Annotated in this window: 14 protein-coding genes; 3 read left to right on the plus strand and 11 right to left on the minus strand. The window is 72.9% G+C overall.

Features of this window, described 5'->3' with window-relative positions; genetic code table 11:
* Nucleotides 1-11: 11 nt before the first annotated feature.
* The 7 genes from ACIRFH_RS22930 to ACIRFH_RS22960 all read right to left on the minus strand — a co-directional run bounded on the left by ACIRFH_RS22930 (nt 12) and on the right by ACIRFH_RS22960 (nt 8,220).
* Nucleotides 12-971: an aminoglycoside phosphotransferase family protein gene (locus tag ACIRFH_RS22930; protein WP_403523765.1), complete on the minus strand. Its 960-nt coding sequence runs from the start codon at nt 969-971 to the stop codon at nt 12-14.
* 63 nt (nt 972-1,034) lie between these two features.
* A complete protein-coding gene (locus ACIRFH_RS22935; RefSeq protein ID WP_403523768.1) occupies nt 1,035-2,165 on the minus strand; it encodes an aminopeptidase P family protein in 1,131 nt (376 codons plus the stop codon).
* A 142-nt stretch (nt 2,166-2,307) separates the two neighbouring features.
* Nucleotides 2,308-2,892, minus strand: coding sequence for a PDZ domain-containing protein (locus ACIRFH_RS22940; protein ID WP_403523771.1), 585 nt, complete (start codon nt 2,890-2,892; stop codon nt 2,308-2,310).
* A gap of 78 nt (nt 2,893-2,970) precedes the next feature.
* A complete protein-coding gene (gene cyc2 / locus ACIRFH_RS22945; RefSeq protein WP_403523774.1) occupies nt 2,971-5,154 on the minus strand; it encodes a germacradienol/geosmin synthase Cyc2 in 2,184 nt (727 codons plus the stop codon).
* 143 nt (nt 5,155-5,297) lie between these two features.
* Nucleotides 5,298-6,494 carry a damage-control phosphatase ARMT1 family protein gene (locus ACIRFH_RS22950; RefSeq protein WP_403523776.1) on the minus strand — a complete coding sequence of 399 codons (1,197 nt, stop codon included), beginning with the start codon at nt 6,492-6,494 and terminating at the stop codon, nt 5,298-5,300.
* 224 nt (nt 6,495-6,718) lie between these two features.
* Nucleotides 6,719-7,366, minus strand: a complete 648-nt coding sequence (locus ACIRFH_RS22955; protein WP_403523779.1) for a ScbR family autoregulator-binding transcription factor — start codon at nt 7,364-7,366, stop codon at nt 6,719-6,721.
* 194 nt (nt 7,367-7,560) lie between these two features.
* Nucleotides 7,561-8,220 (minus strand): Tat pathway signal sequence domain protein, encoded by a 660-nt coding sequence (locus tag ACIRFH_RS22960; RefSeq protein ID WP_403523782.1) that lies wholly within the window; start codon nt 8,218-8,220, stop codon nt 7,561-7,563.
* A gap of 551 nt (nt 8,221-8,771) precedes the next feature.
* Between ACIRFH_RS22960 and ACIRFH_RS22965 the strand changes: the two genes are divergently transcribed.
* Both ACIRFH_RS22965 and ACIRFH_RS22970 read left to right on the plus strand, forming a co-directional pair.
* The gene (locus ACIRFH_RS22965) at nt 8,772-9,470 is read left to right on the plus strand and encodes a DUF6230 family protein (RefSeq protein WP_403523785.1); all 699 of its coding nucleotides are present in this window, start codon (nt 8,772-8,774) and stop codon (nt 9,468-9,470) included.
* Nucleotides 9,470-9,928, plus strand: a complete 459-nt coding sequence (locus tag ACIRFH_RS22970) for a DUF6114 domain-containing protein (RefSeq protein WP_403523788.1) — start codon at nt 9,470-9,472, stop codon at nt 9,926-9,928. The genes ACIRFH_RS22965 and ACIRFH_RS22970 overlap by 1 nt, the downstream gene beginning before the upstream one ends.
* 82 nt (nt 9,929-10,010) lie before the next feature.
* On the opposite strand, the gene ACIRFH_RS22975 is transcribed toward ACIRFH_RS22970, so the two are convergent.
* The 4 genes from ACIRFH_RS22975 to ACIRFH_RS22990 form a co-directional block, all read right to left on the minus strand.
* Nucleotides 10,011-10,970, minus strand: coding sequence for an ABC transporter substrate-binding protein (locus ACIRFH_RS22975; protein ID WP_403523791.1), 960 nt, complete (start codon nt 10,968-10,970; stop codon nt 10,011-10,013).
* 84 nt (nt 10,971-11,054) lie between these two features.
* A complete protein-coding gene (locus ACIRFH_RS22980; protein WP_403523794.1) occupies nt 11,055-11,720 on the minus strand; it encodes an ABC transporter permease in 666 nt (221 codons plus the stop codon).
* The gene (locus tag ACIRFH_RS22985) at nt 11,717-12,427 is read right to left on the minus strand and encodes an ABC transporter permease (RefSeq protein WP_403523797.1); all 711 of its coding nucleotides are present in this window, start codon (nt 12,425-12,427) and stop codon (nt 11,717-11,719) included. The genes ACIRFH_RS22980 and ACIRFH_RS22985 overlap by 4 nt, the downstream gene beginning before the upstream one ends.
* On the minus strand, nt 12,424-13,548 hold the full coding sequence (locus ACIRFH_RS22990) for an ABC transporter ATP-binding protein (RefSeq protein ID WP_403523799.1): 1,125 nt from the start codon (nt 13,546-13,548) through the stop codon (nt 12,424-12,426). The genes ACIRFH_RS22985 and ACIRFH_RS22990 overlap by 4 nt, the downstream gene beginning before the upstream one ends.
* 410 nt (nt 13,549-13,958) lie before the next feature.
* Between ACIRFH_RS22990 and ACIRFH_RS22995 the strand changes: the two genes are divergently transcribed.
* Nucleotides 13,959-14,662 (plus strand): IS110 family transposase (locus ACIRFH_RS22995; protein ID WP_403523802.1); only part of this gene is annotated, 704 nt, incomplete at its 3' end.

Genomic DNA, 14,662 nt, shown 5'->3' on the forward strand with positions numbered 1-14,662 from the left:
GCGGGAAACCTTCAGGCGGTGCCGCCTGGGCCGGTCGGGTCGATCGGGCCGGCTGGGCCGTCCTCGCGGAGTTCCGTCACCCGCTCCAGCAGGATCGGCTCCCAGGCGCGGCGCAGCCGGGTCCGCAGCAGCGGCAGGGGGGTGTCCGACCGGCCGGTGAGGGCGTCGGTGAGCTGGACGACCGCGTCGCAGCGGGCCAGCCACAGGCCGCGCAGGCAGGGCCGGGCGCCGTAGCCGGCGAGGGTGGCGGCGCGCACGGCGGCGGGAGAGCCCACGGAGAGCGCGAGTCCGGCGATGTCCTCGGCCGGGTCGCCGAGGACCGCGTCGGTCCAGCCGAGGACCCCGCGCACCCGTCCGTCGGCGCCGACCACGAGGTGCCCGCCCGCCAGGCCGTGGTGGACCAGGACCGCGGCACCGGGCTGGGCGCCGAGCTGGGCCGTCGCCGCCGCCGTGAGCCGCTCGGGCCGGGCCGGGTCGAACTCGTCGGCCTCGGCCAGCCGCCGGGCGGCGCGTTCGGCGGCCCGGCGCAGCGTCTCCAGGGACCGCGGGGCGGCCCGCGGCACACCGAGGGTCTCCGCCTGGCGGACCGGCACCTCGCGCAGCCCGGTGAGCAGCGCCGCCAGGTCGGCCTCGCCGACGGCGGACACGGCGTGCTGCTCGCCCGACCCGCCGGGCACCTTGGCGTCCAGCGTGTACGTCAGACCCGGCGCCCACTCGCCGTGCGCCACGCTCGTGGGCACCGCGACGGGGAGGTACGGACGGACCAGGTCGCGCAGGCGCAGCTCGCGGCGCTGGCGCGCGGCGGTCTCCCGGTCGGGAGCCAGCCGCAGTACGTGGCGGGTGCCGACCCACCAGGTGGCGGGCCCGGCGCCCTCCGCGACGGGCCTGACTTCCGGCGCCGCGCCCTCGCTGAGCAGGGTACGGACCAGTCGGCGGACCGTGTCCGCGGTGGGGGTCGGTGCCTGGGTCATGGTCGCGCCGTCGTCTTCCAGGTCTTTCGGATCTTCGAGGGGGCCGGGGCTGTGCGGGGCGGCTCACTCCACGACGACCAACTCCCGGGTCGTGCCGTTGAGGCGCCGGCCGCCGTCCTCGGTGACCGTGACGATGTCCTCGATGCGCACCCCGAACCGGCCGGGCAGGTAGACGCCGGGCTCGACGGAGAAGCACATGCCGGGCACGAGGGGCTGCTCCTCGCCCTCGATCATGTAGGGCGGCTCGTGCGTGGTGACGCCGATGCCGTGTCCGGTGCGGTGGATGAAGTACTCCCCGTATCCGGCGTCGGCGATGACGGAGCGGGCGGCCCGGTCGACCTCCTGGCAGGCGACGCCGGGTCGCACCGCCCGGAAACCGGCCTCCTGGGCCTCGCGCACCAGGTCGTGCACCCGGCGCTCCTCGTCGGTGGGCTCGCCGACGTGGACCGTGCGGGAGGTGTCGGAGCCGTAGCCGTCCTTCAGGCCGCCGAAGTCGAGGACGACCATGTCGCCGTCCTCGATGACGCGGTCGCCGACCTCGTGGTGCGGGTTGGCGCCGTTCGGGCCGGAGGCGACGATCGTGAAGTCGACCTGGGAGTGGCCGAAGCGCCGCAGCAGGTCGGCGAGGTCCGCGGCGACGTCGGACTCCCGGCGCCCGCCGAAGGGGACCGTGCGGATCTCCTCGAACGCCGCGTCCGCCGCCGCGCCGGCCGCCGCGAGCAGCTCCAGCTCCGCCGCGTCCTTCACGGCGCGCAGCATCGGCAGCGCCTCGGTGAGGGAGGCGTACGAGGTGCCGGGCAGCGTCCGCTGGAGGCCGAGCAGGTGCATCGCCCAGGCGTTGTCGCTGACGCCGAACCGCCCCGAGCCGTCGAGGAGGGCGGCGGTGACGGCGTAGGGGTCCGTGCCGTCGGTCCAGTCGCGCAGGGTCAGGGCGGGCGCGCCGACGGCCTTCTCGGCGTCGGGGGCCTCCAGGGTCGGCACGACGAGGACGGGGTCCCGGCCCGCGGCGAGGACGAGCAGGGTGAGGCGTTCGGTGGCCGCGGTGGGCGCGTAGCCGGTGAGCCACACGAGGTCGGGGCCCGGCGCCACCAGCAGTCCGGCCAGTCCGGCGTCGGCGGCCGTCCGCGCGGCGCGCTCCATGCGGGCCCTGTAGTCGTCGGCGGTGAAGGAAGCAGCGGGCGTACTGCCGGTCATCCGGGCCTCCTGGGCGGGCGAAGGGTACGGGCAGCATCCTGCCCGGGGTGCGGGGGCGGCGCGAGCCGGTCGACGGGCCGCTCCGGCGGGCTCGCCCCCCCACCAGCACCGATCCTAGTCGCCGCGTACCGGTCGAGGACGGTCATGTGACGACCCCCGGTACGACCGTCAGCCGCTGGTGGTCCCCGTTCCCATGGCGCACGGTCAGCCCGACCTCCGTGCCGGGCCGGGCTCGGGCGACGGCTCGGGCGAGGTCGGCGGCCGAGTCGACGCGGGTGGTGCCGAAGGCCAGGAGGACGTCTCCCCTGACCAGGCCCGCCGTGTAGCCGGGGCCGGGTACGTGGACGCCGACGACCAGGGCGCCCCGCTTCCCGTGGTCCACGGCCTCCACACCGAGGGTCGCGCCCGCCCGCACCGGGGCCGGGCCGGACGTGGCCGCCGGGTGGGCCGGGGCGGTCCGGTCGCCGGGCGGTGTTCCCGTTCCCGGCGCGCCCGGCTGGTGGTGCGGGTCGGCGAGTCTGCTCATGCCGATCACCGTGGCGCCCACCGTGCCGAGCCCGATCCCCGCCAGGAGCAGGGCCGTCGCGGCGAGCAGGCCGCACAACAGGGTGGTGATCCGGCGACGGCGCCCGCGTGCGGCGTGCGGGCACCGGGTCGGGCAGGACGTGATGCCGGTCCCGGTTTCCTGGCCGGGCATCGGCTTGGGTCGCAGCGCGGTCTGTTCCATGGTTCGCCTCCGGCAGTGCTCTACCCGGCGCCCCGGCCCGTGACGAGCCACGAACGGGTGAGACCGACCGGCGGCCGGTCAGCTGAACGCGGGCAGTGCGGTGCTCCTCGGGACGGGTACGGCGGGGGGCCGGTCCGGAAGGAAGCCGTGAGTGCGTCCGCCCAGGTACTCGGCCTGGTAGCGCGGGACGTTCCGGTGCCAGTTGAGGATGCCGGCCATCCAGTTCTGCAGGTCGGTCACATAGCCCCGCATGATGGCCCGCGCCTCCTCGGACAGCTGGAAGTCGTCGTACACGATGGGCAGTTCGTGTGCGACGACGTGTTCGAACTGGCGCATGCGCTGGTTCATCAGGTCCTGCACGACGGGGAGCGCGGTCGGGTAGTCGACGCCGAAGAAGTTCTGCACGACGAGGATCGCGTTGTGGATCTCGCCCTCGTACTCGATCTCCTTCTGGTACGAGAAGACGTCGTTGAGGAGGCAGGCGTAGTCGATCGCCGCGTTCTCCAGGGAGCGGACGGGGCCGCTGCGGTACACCTCGGGCGGCACGGCCGGGCCGTGCCCGGCGCGGCACAGGCCCAGGGTGAGGTCGGAGCCGAAGGTGGCGCGGCGCATCTCCAGGTAGTCGACCGGGTCGGGGACGCGGTTCTGGATCTGGTTGGACAGCTCCCAGACCCAGGCCTCGGTCATCGTGTCGACGGCCGACTTGAGGGGTCGCCGCTCCTCGGGGGTCATGTGCGCCGTGGTGCGCGCCCACAGGTCGATCAGGGCGCGTTCCATGGCGTTGGCGGGCGGCGGGACCGGTCCTCCGTCCAGCGGCATGCAGGCCGACAGGCGGGCCGTGGTCAGCCGGGCGGCGGCCAGGTCGCGGCGGTGGCCGTAGACGAGCGGGTAGTAGTCGTCGCCGTAGGTGCCGAAGGCCAGCCAGTCGGAGGCGAGGTCGAGCTGCTCCTGGGTGGCGTCCGGGTCGAGACCCGCGGCGCACAGGGGGAGGTCGCAGCTGGCGAGCTTGTCCTCGTCCCAGACCCCCTCGCCGAGGAAGCCGATGTCCCGCGACCACGTGAACAGGTGCCGCCGGGCGGCGTCGAGGTGAGGACTGAGCTCCAGCGGGAACGGCATGCGGATCTCGGGGATGACCGACGGGCCGACCTTCTGGAACGGCACGTGCGTGTAGGAGCGCAGTCTCTCGGCGCCGGCCGCGGCGAGCAGCGCGCCCACGTCGGCGGCGGAGGTGCCGGGCCCGGTGAGGGACTGCCACGGGGCGGTGGGCCGGGCGCCCTCGTTCATGTAGCGGCTGGAGCGCATGTGCCATTCGTGGCCGCCGGACTGCCAGTCCTGCAGGCCCTTCGCGTACGCCGCGACGGCCGCGACCTCGGCCGGGGTGAGCCCGGTCTCGAGGGCCACCGCGGGCACTTCGGTGAACGCGGTGTGCTCGAACTGGTGGAGCCGGGAGGTGAGGACGTCGTTGACCATGTCGGCGGCCTGCTGGGTGGTGCAGCCGAAGAAGGTCTCCAGGACGAGCACACCGTTGCTGAGTTCGCCCTCGTCCTCCACCTCCCGCTGGTAGGAGAACAGGTCGTTGCGCAGGTGCACGGCGTCGGAGAACGTCTCCATCAGCACCCGCAGCGGCCTGGTCCCGGCGACGGCGGGGGGCACTTCGGCGGTCGCGTACTCCACGAGCCCGGCCGACCAGGGGGCGCCGCCCACCTTGCGGCGCATCTCGATGTACTCGACCGGGTTGGCGATCCGTCCCTCGTTGATGTTGGACAGCTCCCACAGGGACTCGTTGAGGAGGTGCTCGGTGGCGACGGCGAAGCGGCGGCGCCAGCCGGCCGACATCGCCGGCACCGTGCGCGCCCACAGGTCGGCGAGGCCGGCCTCGACCGGATTCTCCGGCTCGGGCGTCCCGGCGGCCGGGTCGAGCGGCATGAACAGGGGCAGCCGGTCCAGATGGGCCTTGCCGCCGACGCGGTCCTGGGAGCGCTTGAACTTCTCCAGGAAGTGGTCGTCGAAGAAGAAGACCCACACGTACCAGTCGGTGATGAGGGAGAGCGCGGGTCCGTCGCAGTCGGGGTGGGTGTAGGCGCAGAGCAGGCCGTAGTCGTGCGCGTCGAGGTCGGACTGCTCCCAGACCCCGGAACCCTCCAGCATGCCCATCTCGCGCGCCCACGCCGTCGAGTGGGCGCGGGCCTCGTCGAGATGCGGATTGAGCCGCGCGGGATGCGGCAGGTAGAAGTGCGGGAGTTCGAAGGGCTGTCGCGTCATGGCCGGGCCCTACCCAGGGGCCTTCGGAGGCATCCGCGGGCCGGGACATGATCACACCATCGCGTGAACGGGGGCGGAACGCGGGAACTTTCCCCGTCGCGCCGTGCCGGGGCACGCGACGGGCACGGCCGGCCGCCGGTGGCTCAGCGCCTGACCTGGATCAGCGCGTGTGTCCCGCTCGTCCGCCACCGCGGCCCCTCGCTCGCCGTCAGCGCGGTCTCCGTCCGTGCGTCCAGTCCGGTGACGACGTCGGACTTCAGGGTGCGCAGCGCGGCGACCGGGCCGGGGAAGTACGCGGTGACGTCCGCGAAGGGTGTCGTCGGCGGCCACCACCGGTCGCCCACCAGGCGGCGGTAGTTGAGGTCGCCCTTGAGGACGGTGACCGTGGCCGCGGCGAAGTCCTCGCGCAGGTCGCCGGGCATGTCCGCGTAGGGCAGCGGGGCACTGGAGAAGGGATGGGCGCGGACGGTGACGCGGCCGTCGGTCAGCGCGGACCACAGGGTGCGGCCGTGTGCGCCGGCCGCACCGCCCGCCGCGATCAGCCGCCGCAGCGCGTCGAGCAGGTCGGCGGCCGTGGCGTCGGAGACGTAGTACGGGTACGGCTTGACGTGCAGGACCGCTCGCCCGATGCGGCCGTGCCCGAGGAGGTGGGAGACGAGGAGCAGGTCGGGGACGAGCTCGCGGCCGGCGTTGTCGGCGACGAGGCAGAGGGTCGCCGCCGTCCCGTCCCGTCCGGCGGGCGGCAGCAGTGACAGGAGCGCGTCGCCGTCGTCGGCGACCAGTGCCCGGGCGGCGCCTTCGGCGTCGGCGTCGGTCGTGGAGAGGCGGAAACTCAGGTCCGCGCGGTTGCCCCAGAGGGAGCCGTGCAGCAGTGCCCGGAGCTGTTCGTCGGCGGGCAGGGCGGCGAGGCCGTCGAGCGCGGCGAGTTCCCCGGCCGTCTCGGGGGCGTCGAGCTCGGCGAGCTTGGCGGGCCGGAAGGGGTCGACGCCCTGCCAGGCACCGGGGGCGAAGTAACCGACGGCGTCGAGGAGCCGACGGTAGAAGTGGCTCTCGGCCCACAGCCAGGGCACGTCGAACCAGGAGCGGCCGACGTGCTCGGCCAGGCCCCAGGCGGCCCAGCGGTCCCGGTCGTGGGCGTCGGCGGGCAGGGGTTCGATCACACCCTCGGCGCAGTTCGCCAGCAGCGCGTCGAGCGCCCGGTGCCGGTCGGGATCGTAGGGGAAGGACTCCCGCACCTGCCGGATGATGGCGGGATGCCGCTCGGCCAGCACACTGTGTGGAAAGGATCCGGGCTCGTCGCCGACGATCACGGGAGCGGTCTCGGAGGGGGTGTCGGGCATGCGCCTCACCGTAGCGTGCGAACCGCACGGCCCGACGGGGAGCGGACCGGGATCGCGCGGGTGTCGCCGCCGGGCAGGCCTCCCGCAGGTCCGCGCCGCCCGGCCCACCCCCGCGAGTCCGCGCCCCACGGCCACCTGGCGAGTCCGCGCCGCACGGCCGCCCTGCGAGTCCGCGCCGCTCGGGCCGGCCGCCACGTCACGCGCCGCACGGTCGCCCCCGTCGCTCAGGCCGCGCTCGCCTCGCGTTCCAGGCGGGCGGCGAGGTTGAGGTAGCGGGCGCGGCGGGTCACCGGGACCATGCCGCGGATCAGGACGTGCCACATCTCCGCCATCCGGCGGGGCTGCCGGGCGGCCGGTTCGAGGGTGAGTCCCACGACACGGGACCCGACGAAGGAGCAGACGATGGTGTGGGCGACCGAGTCGACGTCGGTCTCCGGATGAAGGTCGGCCTGCCTGACGGCGTCGAGGAGCCGGGACGAGGCGATGTCCACCCATTCCGTGAAGGGGTGCGGCAGCGGCGGCCGTACCGGCGCTCCCGCGGTGGCCAGTCGCAGCCCGGCCCGCAGGACCGGCCCCTCGGCGGACAGCCGGGCCATGACGAACGTCAGGCGCATCAGGGCCTCCAGGGCGGTGAAGCCCCGGCCGTCCAGCTCCGTCGCCAGCCGGCGCCAGGTCCTGGACTGGAGCTCCATGATGGCGTGGGCCAGGTCCTCCTTCGCCGCGAAGTGGAAGTACAGGGCGCCCTTGGTGACGCCGGCGTGCGCCACGATCTCGGCCAGGGTGGTCGCCTCGTAGCCGTGACGGTCGAACAGGTCGGCGGCGGCCTGGAGGATGGTCGCGCGGGTCTGCTCGGCGCGTAGCTGCCTCGCCATCGACTGAACTCTCCTGGGCTGGAACGCGACGGGCCGTGCCGTCTGCCTTAACCCCCAGTACACGATAACTCACGGCCCGGCGCCCGCCCTTCGCGCGATCCGGCACGGGGACATGGCGCAGCGGCGGACCGACCGGCGCATCGACGCGCGTCGACGCGTACCGGTCGGCCCACCGTCCGACGGCGTGCGCCCGCTCAGTTCACGAAGACCTTGGCACCACCGTCGGTGACGGGGGCGTAGTTCGCGGTGAAGTACCCGTTGGCGAAGCAGAGACTCGACCCGGACACCTTCGTGAAGTGCTGGTCGGTGAAGGTGATCCCGTTGTCGGCGTTGCTCGCCGTGCCGGACAGTCCGGGCGCCTGGTAGACGCAGTTGACGCTGCCGAGGAGGGTGCGCAGCGTGACCGTGGTGCGGACGGCGGAACCGCTCGGCGGGGTGACGCGGACGGTTCCGTCCGAGGAGACGGTGGTGGTGTACGGCAGGTTGTCGACCCGGATCCCGTTGACGCCGAGGACTCCGGTGACGTTGCTGGTGCAGCTCGAACTGTCGAAGGTGTGGGCGGTGAGCGACTCGGTGGCCGTGCCGGGGGCGGCCGGGTTGTCGGTGACGGAGACGGTGAACTGCGAGGCCGTGCAGGAGACGCCGGTGGTGCCGGTGGCGCTGGAGTGGAAGGTCGCGCTGGTGCCGCTCGCCAGGGGGGCGGTGAGGGTGTCGCCGACCGCGACGGGCGTGCCGCCGACGGAGCCCGTGGTCAGCACGGGGGTGGCGGACGCGGCCGCGGACGCGGGCAGCGCCGTGGGGAGGGTCAGTGCGGCGACGGCGGCGGTGAGGGTGAGGAGGGTACGGGTACGCATGCGGCTGCCTCTTCTCTGAAGTGGGGTTCGGTGAAGCAGGGGTGGGACCGGCCGTGGGGTTCCGGCCGGGCCGATGCGCTGGGATTCCGGGTGGCGCCCGGGAGTGCGGGCACGCCTCGTGCAGGGCTGGGCGTGCCCCGATGGGACGGTGCGGTTCCCCCGTACGGGGTGGGGCGGGACGCCCGGTGCGTGACGGCCCGGAGCCGGGAACGCGGGCGATGCCGCGAGAAGGCGCGGATCCGGCGCCACGGATCCGCGGAAACCCTTCGGTTGTAGAGCTGATGCACCGTCAACGTCAAGTATTCGTACGGGAGTTGTCGGTGAAAGCGGGACGTGACTACGGACGGCGCACAATCTCCGCTCTTTACGCACAACCTGCTTGACCCTCGACTGTAACCACCGGTAACTTCCCGAGTGGCTACTGGTGCGTAACGTGAAAGCCCTCGCAACCGCCGGGAGTTGCCGGGAGGCGTGCGCACCAGCCGCTGTCCGCGCCAGGACAACGTGCCGCTGAAGCCCTATCCGCATTGACCGTGCCTCTGGGAGCAGACATGGCCTCGTCCTCGGACATCACCCCGTCCGCCGGCAACACCCCCGAACCCGACAGCAGACCGGAAGCCGTTTCCGCGCCGGAGGCCGCGGCAGGGCCCACGAGACGCGGCCGGGTCAGGCTGCGCCGGGCCGCCGTGCTGGCGGTGCCGGCGGCCGCGGTCACCGCGGGACTCGCGATCCTCACCGCCCAGGGCGCCCTGGGTGTGCAGTTCGCGATCTCCGGCATGCCGTTCACCGTGACCGCCACGGAACTCCACGGCACCGGCTTCGCCCAGTTCGGCGCCCTCGACAACATGACCGAGGACAGTCCCAACGCGGGCGACACCGGCGGACAGGTGCTGGTCGTCACCTCGGTGATCAAGGACGCGACGCTCTCCAAGCTGTGCCAGAGCGTCGACCTGGGCGGCACCAACCTGCTCATCACCGCCGGCGAGGGGGACACCAAGGTGGCCGCGAGCGACCTGACCACCGACTCGACGCTGCTGTCCGGCGACGCCGCCTTCAACAACATCGAGATCGGCAACGACGCCAGCACACTGGACAAGGCCGGGCCGAAGGGCCGTGGCCCCGAGGGCGTCTTCAGCCAGCAGGCCGACACCGTCCACATCAAGAACCTGCGGCAGACCAACTACGCCACGACGGCGGGCGTGTTCAAGCTGCCCGGACTGAAGATGCGCTTCAGCGATTCGGGCTGCTGATGACCGGTGACCGGCACAGGGGCTTCAGGACCGCCTTCCGCGACTGGCGGTCCGGCCGGCCGTTCTGGGGCGGGCTGCTGCTCGCCCTGGGCGGGGCGGAGGTCCTGTTCACCATGAAGGCGTCGCTGAAGGTCGTCCTGCACGTCGGCATGCAGGGCGTGGCCGGCTACCTCCTGCCGATCGTCATGCTGTTGTGCGGGCTGCTCGCCCTCGTCACCCCCGCACAGCGCCTCTTCTACTCGCTCATCGGCGTCCTGGCCTCCCTCGGCACGTGGCTGACCTCCAACCTGGGCGGCTTCCTCGTCGGCCTTCTCCTCGGCTGCGTCGGCAGCTGCCTCGTCTTCGGGTGGCTGCCCGACCAGGAGTCCCGCCGCGAGCGGCGGCGGCGCAGGAAGCGGGCCCGCGCGGCACGGTCCTTGGCGCAGCCGCCGGAGCAGCGGGCCGGCGGTCCCGCCTGAGACCGCCGGGCAGCCGTGCGTCCGGCCCCCGGTGCCGTACCGGAGGGGCCGGACGCCGGGCCGGGGGCGCGGCGTCGTGGGGTCAGGCGAGGCCCACGGACTTCAGCCACTCCTGGGCCACGTCCAGCGGGTCCTTCTTGTCCAGCTGGACCCGCGCGTCCAGGTCGAGGAGGGTCTTGGTGTCCAGCTCGGCCGAGACCGCGTTCAGGGCGGCGACGCCCTCCGGGGACAGGCCCTCCTTGTTGACCAGCGGGGTCACGTTGGCGAATCCGAAGAGGTTCCGCGGGTCCTTCAGGACGACGAACTTCTCCTTCACGATGGTCGGGTCCGTGGTGAAGACGTCCGCGGCCTGCACGGTGTTCCTGGCCAGCGCCGACTGGGTCAGCGGGCCGCCCGCGTCGAGCGCCTTGAAGGACTTGAACTTCAGTCCGTAGACGGACTCCAGGCCCTTGAGGCCCTGCTGCCGGGTCTGGAACTCGGGCGAGCCGCCGATCGCCAGCTGGGGTGCCGCCTTCTTGAGGTCGGCGAGGGTGGACGCGGCGGTGAGGCCGTGCTTCCGGGCGGTCTCGGCGTTGAGGGCGATCGAGTCCTTGTCCTCGGCCGGTGACGACTCCAGCAGCGTCAGGCTCGGGTCGAGCTTGGCCTTCACCGCGGTGTTCACGGCGTCGGCGGACTTCTGCTCGGCGTCGCCGTCGAGGTAGGACAGCAGGGAGCCGTTGTACTCCGGCAGCACCGTGACCGAGCCGTTCTTCATCAGGCCGTACGAGGTCTCGCGGCTGCCGATGTTGTGCTGGTAGGTGACCTTGAGGCCCTTGGCCTTGAGCGCCTCGCCGTAGATGTCGGCCAGCAGGGTGCTCTCGGCGAAGTTGTTCGAGCCGACGACGACGGTGCCGGCCTTCGCCTTCTTTCCGGCCAGCGGGTTGTCGGAGGTGTCGTCGGAGGAGCCACAGCCCGCGAGCAGTGCCACCGCGGCGGTGAGCGCGACGGCCGCCGCGCCGGTGTGCCTCGTCCTGGACCTGCTGTTCTTCGCGGTAGAAGTCATCCACCGATCCAAACGATCCGCCTGTCGGTCAGTCAACCACGGCCGGGTCACGGTTTCCCGTACGTCTACGTCCGTGGCGGGACGTCAGCGCCTGCGCACCCCCGGCGACACCGCGAGCCGCCCCGCCGCCCAGAACAGGGCGAGCGTGGCCAGTGCCAGGAGGGCCACCAGGGTGGCGCCGCCGACCACCTTCTCGTAGTCGCGCTGGTAGAGCCCGTCGATGATGTACCGGCCGAGCCCGCCGAGGCTGACGTAGGCGGCGATGGTGGCCGTCGAGACGACCTGGATGGCCGCCGAGCGCAGTCCGCTGAGGACCAGCGGCAGGGCGACCGGCAGTTCGACCTGGAACAGGATGCGCGTCTCGTGCATGCCCAGGCCCCGCGCGGCGTCCACCGGGGCGGGGTCGACGGAGCGGACCGCCTCGTAGGTGGTGACCAGGATCGGCGGCACGGCGAGGACGACCAGCGGGATCATCACGGGCAGCAGGCCGATGCCCATCACGACGGCGATCAGCACCAGCAGGCCGAAGCTCGGCAGGGCCCGGGCGGCGGTGGCGAGGAAGGCGACGGCGTTGCCGCCCCGCCCGGTGTGCCCGGTGAGCAGTCCGACGGGCAGGCCGATCGCGGCGGCGAGGGCGAGGGCGAGCAGCGTGTACCGGACGTGTTCCAGCAGGCGCTGCGGGATGCCGTCGTAGCCGTGCCAGTGGGCGCTGTCGCTGAAGAAGGCGTTGGCGAAGTTCAGGACGTTCACCGGGCCGCCTCCTTCACCGCGGCCTGCTCGGCCGGCCGGGCGGCGCCGTCCCCGGCGCGCGGGCGGCCGCCGCGGGGCATCCACGGGGTCAGCAGCGTCCGGGCCAGGACCAGCGCCGCGTCGCAGGCGATGGCCAGGACGGCCGTCGTGAGCACGGAGTTGACCGCGAGCTCGGGCCGGTCGTACTTCTGGGCGTCCGCGAGCAGGTTGCCGAGGGCGCCCTGGTTGCCGATGAGGGCGCCGACGCTGACCAGGGAGATGCTGGAGGCGGTGGCCACCCGGAGCCCGGCCAGGATCGCGGGCACGGCGATGGGCAACTGCACCTGGAGGTAGCGCCGCAGGGGCCCGAAGCCCATGGCGGTCGCGGCGGCCAGCGTCTCCTGCGGCACCGACCGCACGCCGTCGACGATGGCGGGGACGAGCACGACCAGGCTGTAGACGGCCAGCGGGATCATCACCGTCAGCTCGGTCTGGCCGGTGTAGTCGATGAGGACGACGAAGACGGCCAGCGACGGGATGGCGTAGAACACGGTCGTCACGCCGAGCACGGGCGGGTACAGCCAGCGCAGGCGCACGCAGAGCTGGGCGACGGGCAGTGCGAGCAGCAGCCCGGCCAGGACCGGCAGCAGCGCCTCGCGCAGGTGCAGGCCGATCAGACCGGCGTACGTGTTCTGCAGGTCGCTCGGGATGTCGAAGAAGCCGTTCACGAGGCGACCCCGGCGGCGTCGGCGCGCCCGGCGGCATGGGCGGCGCGGATCGCCTCGCCGATGGTCTGCTGGGAGACGACGCCGGTCACCCGGCCGTCGGCGTCCACGGCGACGGCCCAGCCGGTGGGCGAGAGCACGGCGCAGTCGAGGGCGGCCCGCAGCGAGTCGGTGCCGGGCACGAACGGCCGCCCGTGGGGCAGGAGGGCGTCCGGCACGATGTCCCCGGCGGTCAGGTCGCGCGGCTCGCCCCAGCCGAGGGGCCGGCCGTCGGTGTCGGTGACGAGGAGGTAGGGGGCGTCCGGCGCGGCGAGGCGTTCGGCACCGGCGTCGATCGGCACGACGGCGTCGGTCCTCAGCTCCAGCGCGGCGGACGGGAAGAAGGACAGCCGCCGGATGCCGCGGTCGGCGCCGAGGAAGTCCTCGACGAAGGCGTCCGCGGGGTCGGACAGCAGCTCGGCGGGCGTCGCGAACTGGGCGAGCCGGCCGCCGGTGCGCATCACCGCGACCATGGTGCCGAGTTTGACGGCCTCGTCGATGTCGTGCGTGACGAACACGATGGTCTTGCCCAGCTCGCCCTGGATGCGCAGCAGTTCGTCCTGGAGCCCCTTGCGCACCACGGGGTCGACGGCCGAGAACGGCTCGTCCATGAGCAGGACCGGCGGGTCGGCGGCGAGGGCCCGCGCCACGCCGACGCGCTGCTGCTGCCCGCCGGAGAGCTGGTACGGGTACCGCTTGCCGAGGGAGGGGTCGAGCCCGACCCGTTCCATCAGCTCCGCCGCGCGGGCGCGGGACTTCTGCTTGCCCCAGCCGAGCATGCGGGGCACGGTGGCGATGTTGTCGAGGATCGTCCGGTGCGGGAAGAGGCCGGCGTTCTGGATGACGTAGCCCATGGACCGGCGCAGTGTGGTGACCGGACGGTGCTGGATGTCCTCGCCGTCGAGGAGGATGGTGCCCTCGGTGGGCTCGACCATCCTGTTGATCATCCGCAGGGTCGTCGTCTTGCCGCAGCCCGAGGGGCCGACGAGGACGGTGACCGCCCCGTCGGGGATCTCCAACGACAGCCGGTCGACCGCCACCGTGCCGTCCGAATACCGCTTGGTGACTGATTCCATCCGTATCAAAGCGCCGCATGCCCTTCGGGTCTGGCAGAAGCTGCCCGCTCCGGCCACGGTCGGTGGGGCCGTCGCCGGTCGAGTGTAGACGGCGGTTGCGCGGGGCCCTCGGATTCGGGGCGACTCCTTCCCGCTGTCCGGACGTTCACACCGGCACCCGCCCGGACGCTCCCCGAAGGGCGGCGTCAGTCCTCCCTACCTTGTTGATCGGGATGAGCGAGCCATTCGTAGGGTTGGCTCACCCAGGGGGTCCGGGTGTGGCTTTCAGTCCTCTGCCGCTCGTGGCTGCCGTCGATTCGCCGCCCGGCCCCCACGACGACTCGGCTGCTCATTAGGAATTGCGGCACTGATCGCTCAGTAGGGACTCGACAGCGAGGTCGTCCGTGGTACCTGTACGAGTACGACCTGCGGAGATGCGAGTGACAGCGATCTGGGCCGGTATCGATGCCGGCAAGACCCATCACCACTGCGTGGTGATCGACGACACCGGCAAGCGGCTGCTGTCCCGGCGGGTGGCCAACGACGAGGGCGAGCTGCTGAAGCTCCTCGGCGACGTCCTGGCCCTGGGCGAGATGACGGCCTGGGGCATCGACCTGGCCGACGGCGGGGCCGGGCTCGTGATCGCGGTCCTGCTCAGCCATGGCCAGCACCTGCTCTACATCCCGGGCCGGGCCGTCAACCGTGCTTCCGAGGGCTACCGAGGCGACGGCAAGACCGATGCCAAGGACGCCGCGGTCATCGCCGACCAGGCCCGCGTCCGCCGGGATCTGATGCCCGTGCGGCCCGGTGACGAGCTGGTCACCGAGTTGAAGGTCCTCACCGGCCGTCGCCGTGACCTCGCCGACGACCGCACAAGAGCCATCAACCGCCTGCGCGGGCACCTGACCGGGATCTTCCCTGGCCTGGAGCGCGAGCTCGACCTCGGCAACGTCGGCCCCCTGGTGCTACTGACGGGCTACCAGACCCCGGCCGCCATCCGCCGCACCGGCGTCAGACGGCTGGCCACCTGGCTGCGCAACCGCAAGGTCCGCGGCGCCGACCAGCTCGCTGCCGCAGCCGTCCAGGCCGCCGAGAACCAGCACACCGCCGTTCCCGGCGAGAAGATCACCGCCCAGGTCGTGCA

The sequence above is a fragment of the Streptomyces sp. NPDC093586 genome, assembly GCF_044764905.1.
Taxonomy (GTDB): domain Bacteria; phylum Actinomycetota; class Actinomycetes; order Streptomycetales; family Streptomycetaceae; genus Streptomyces.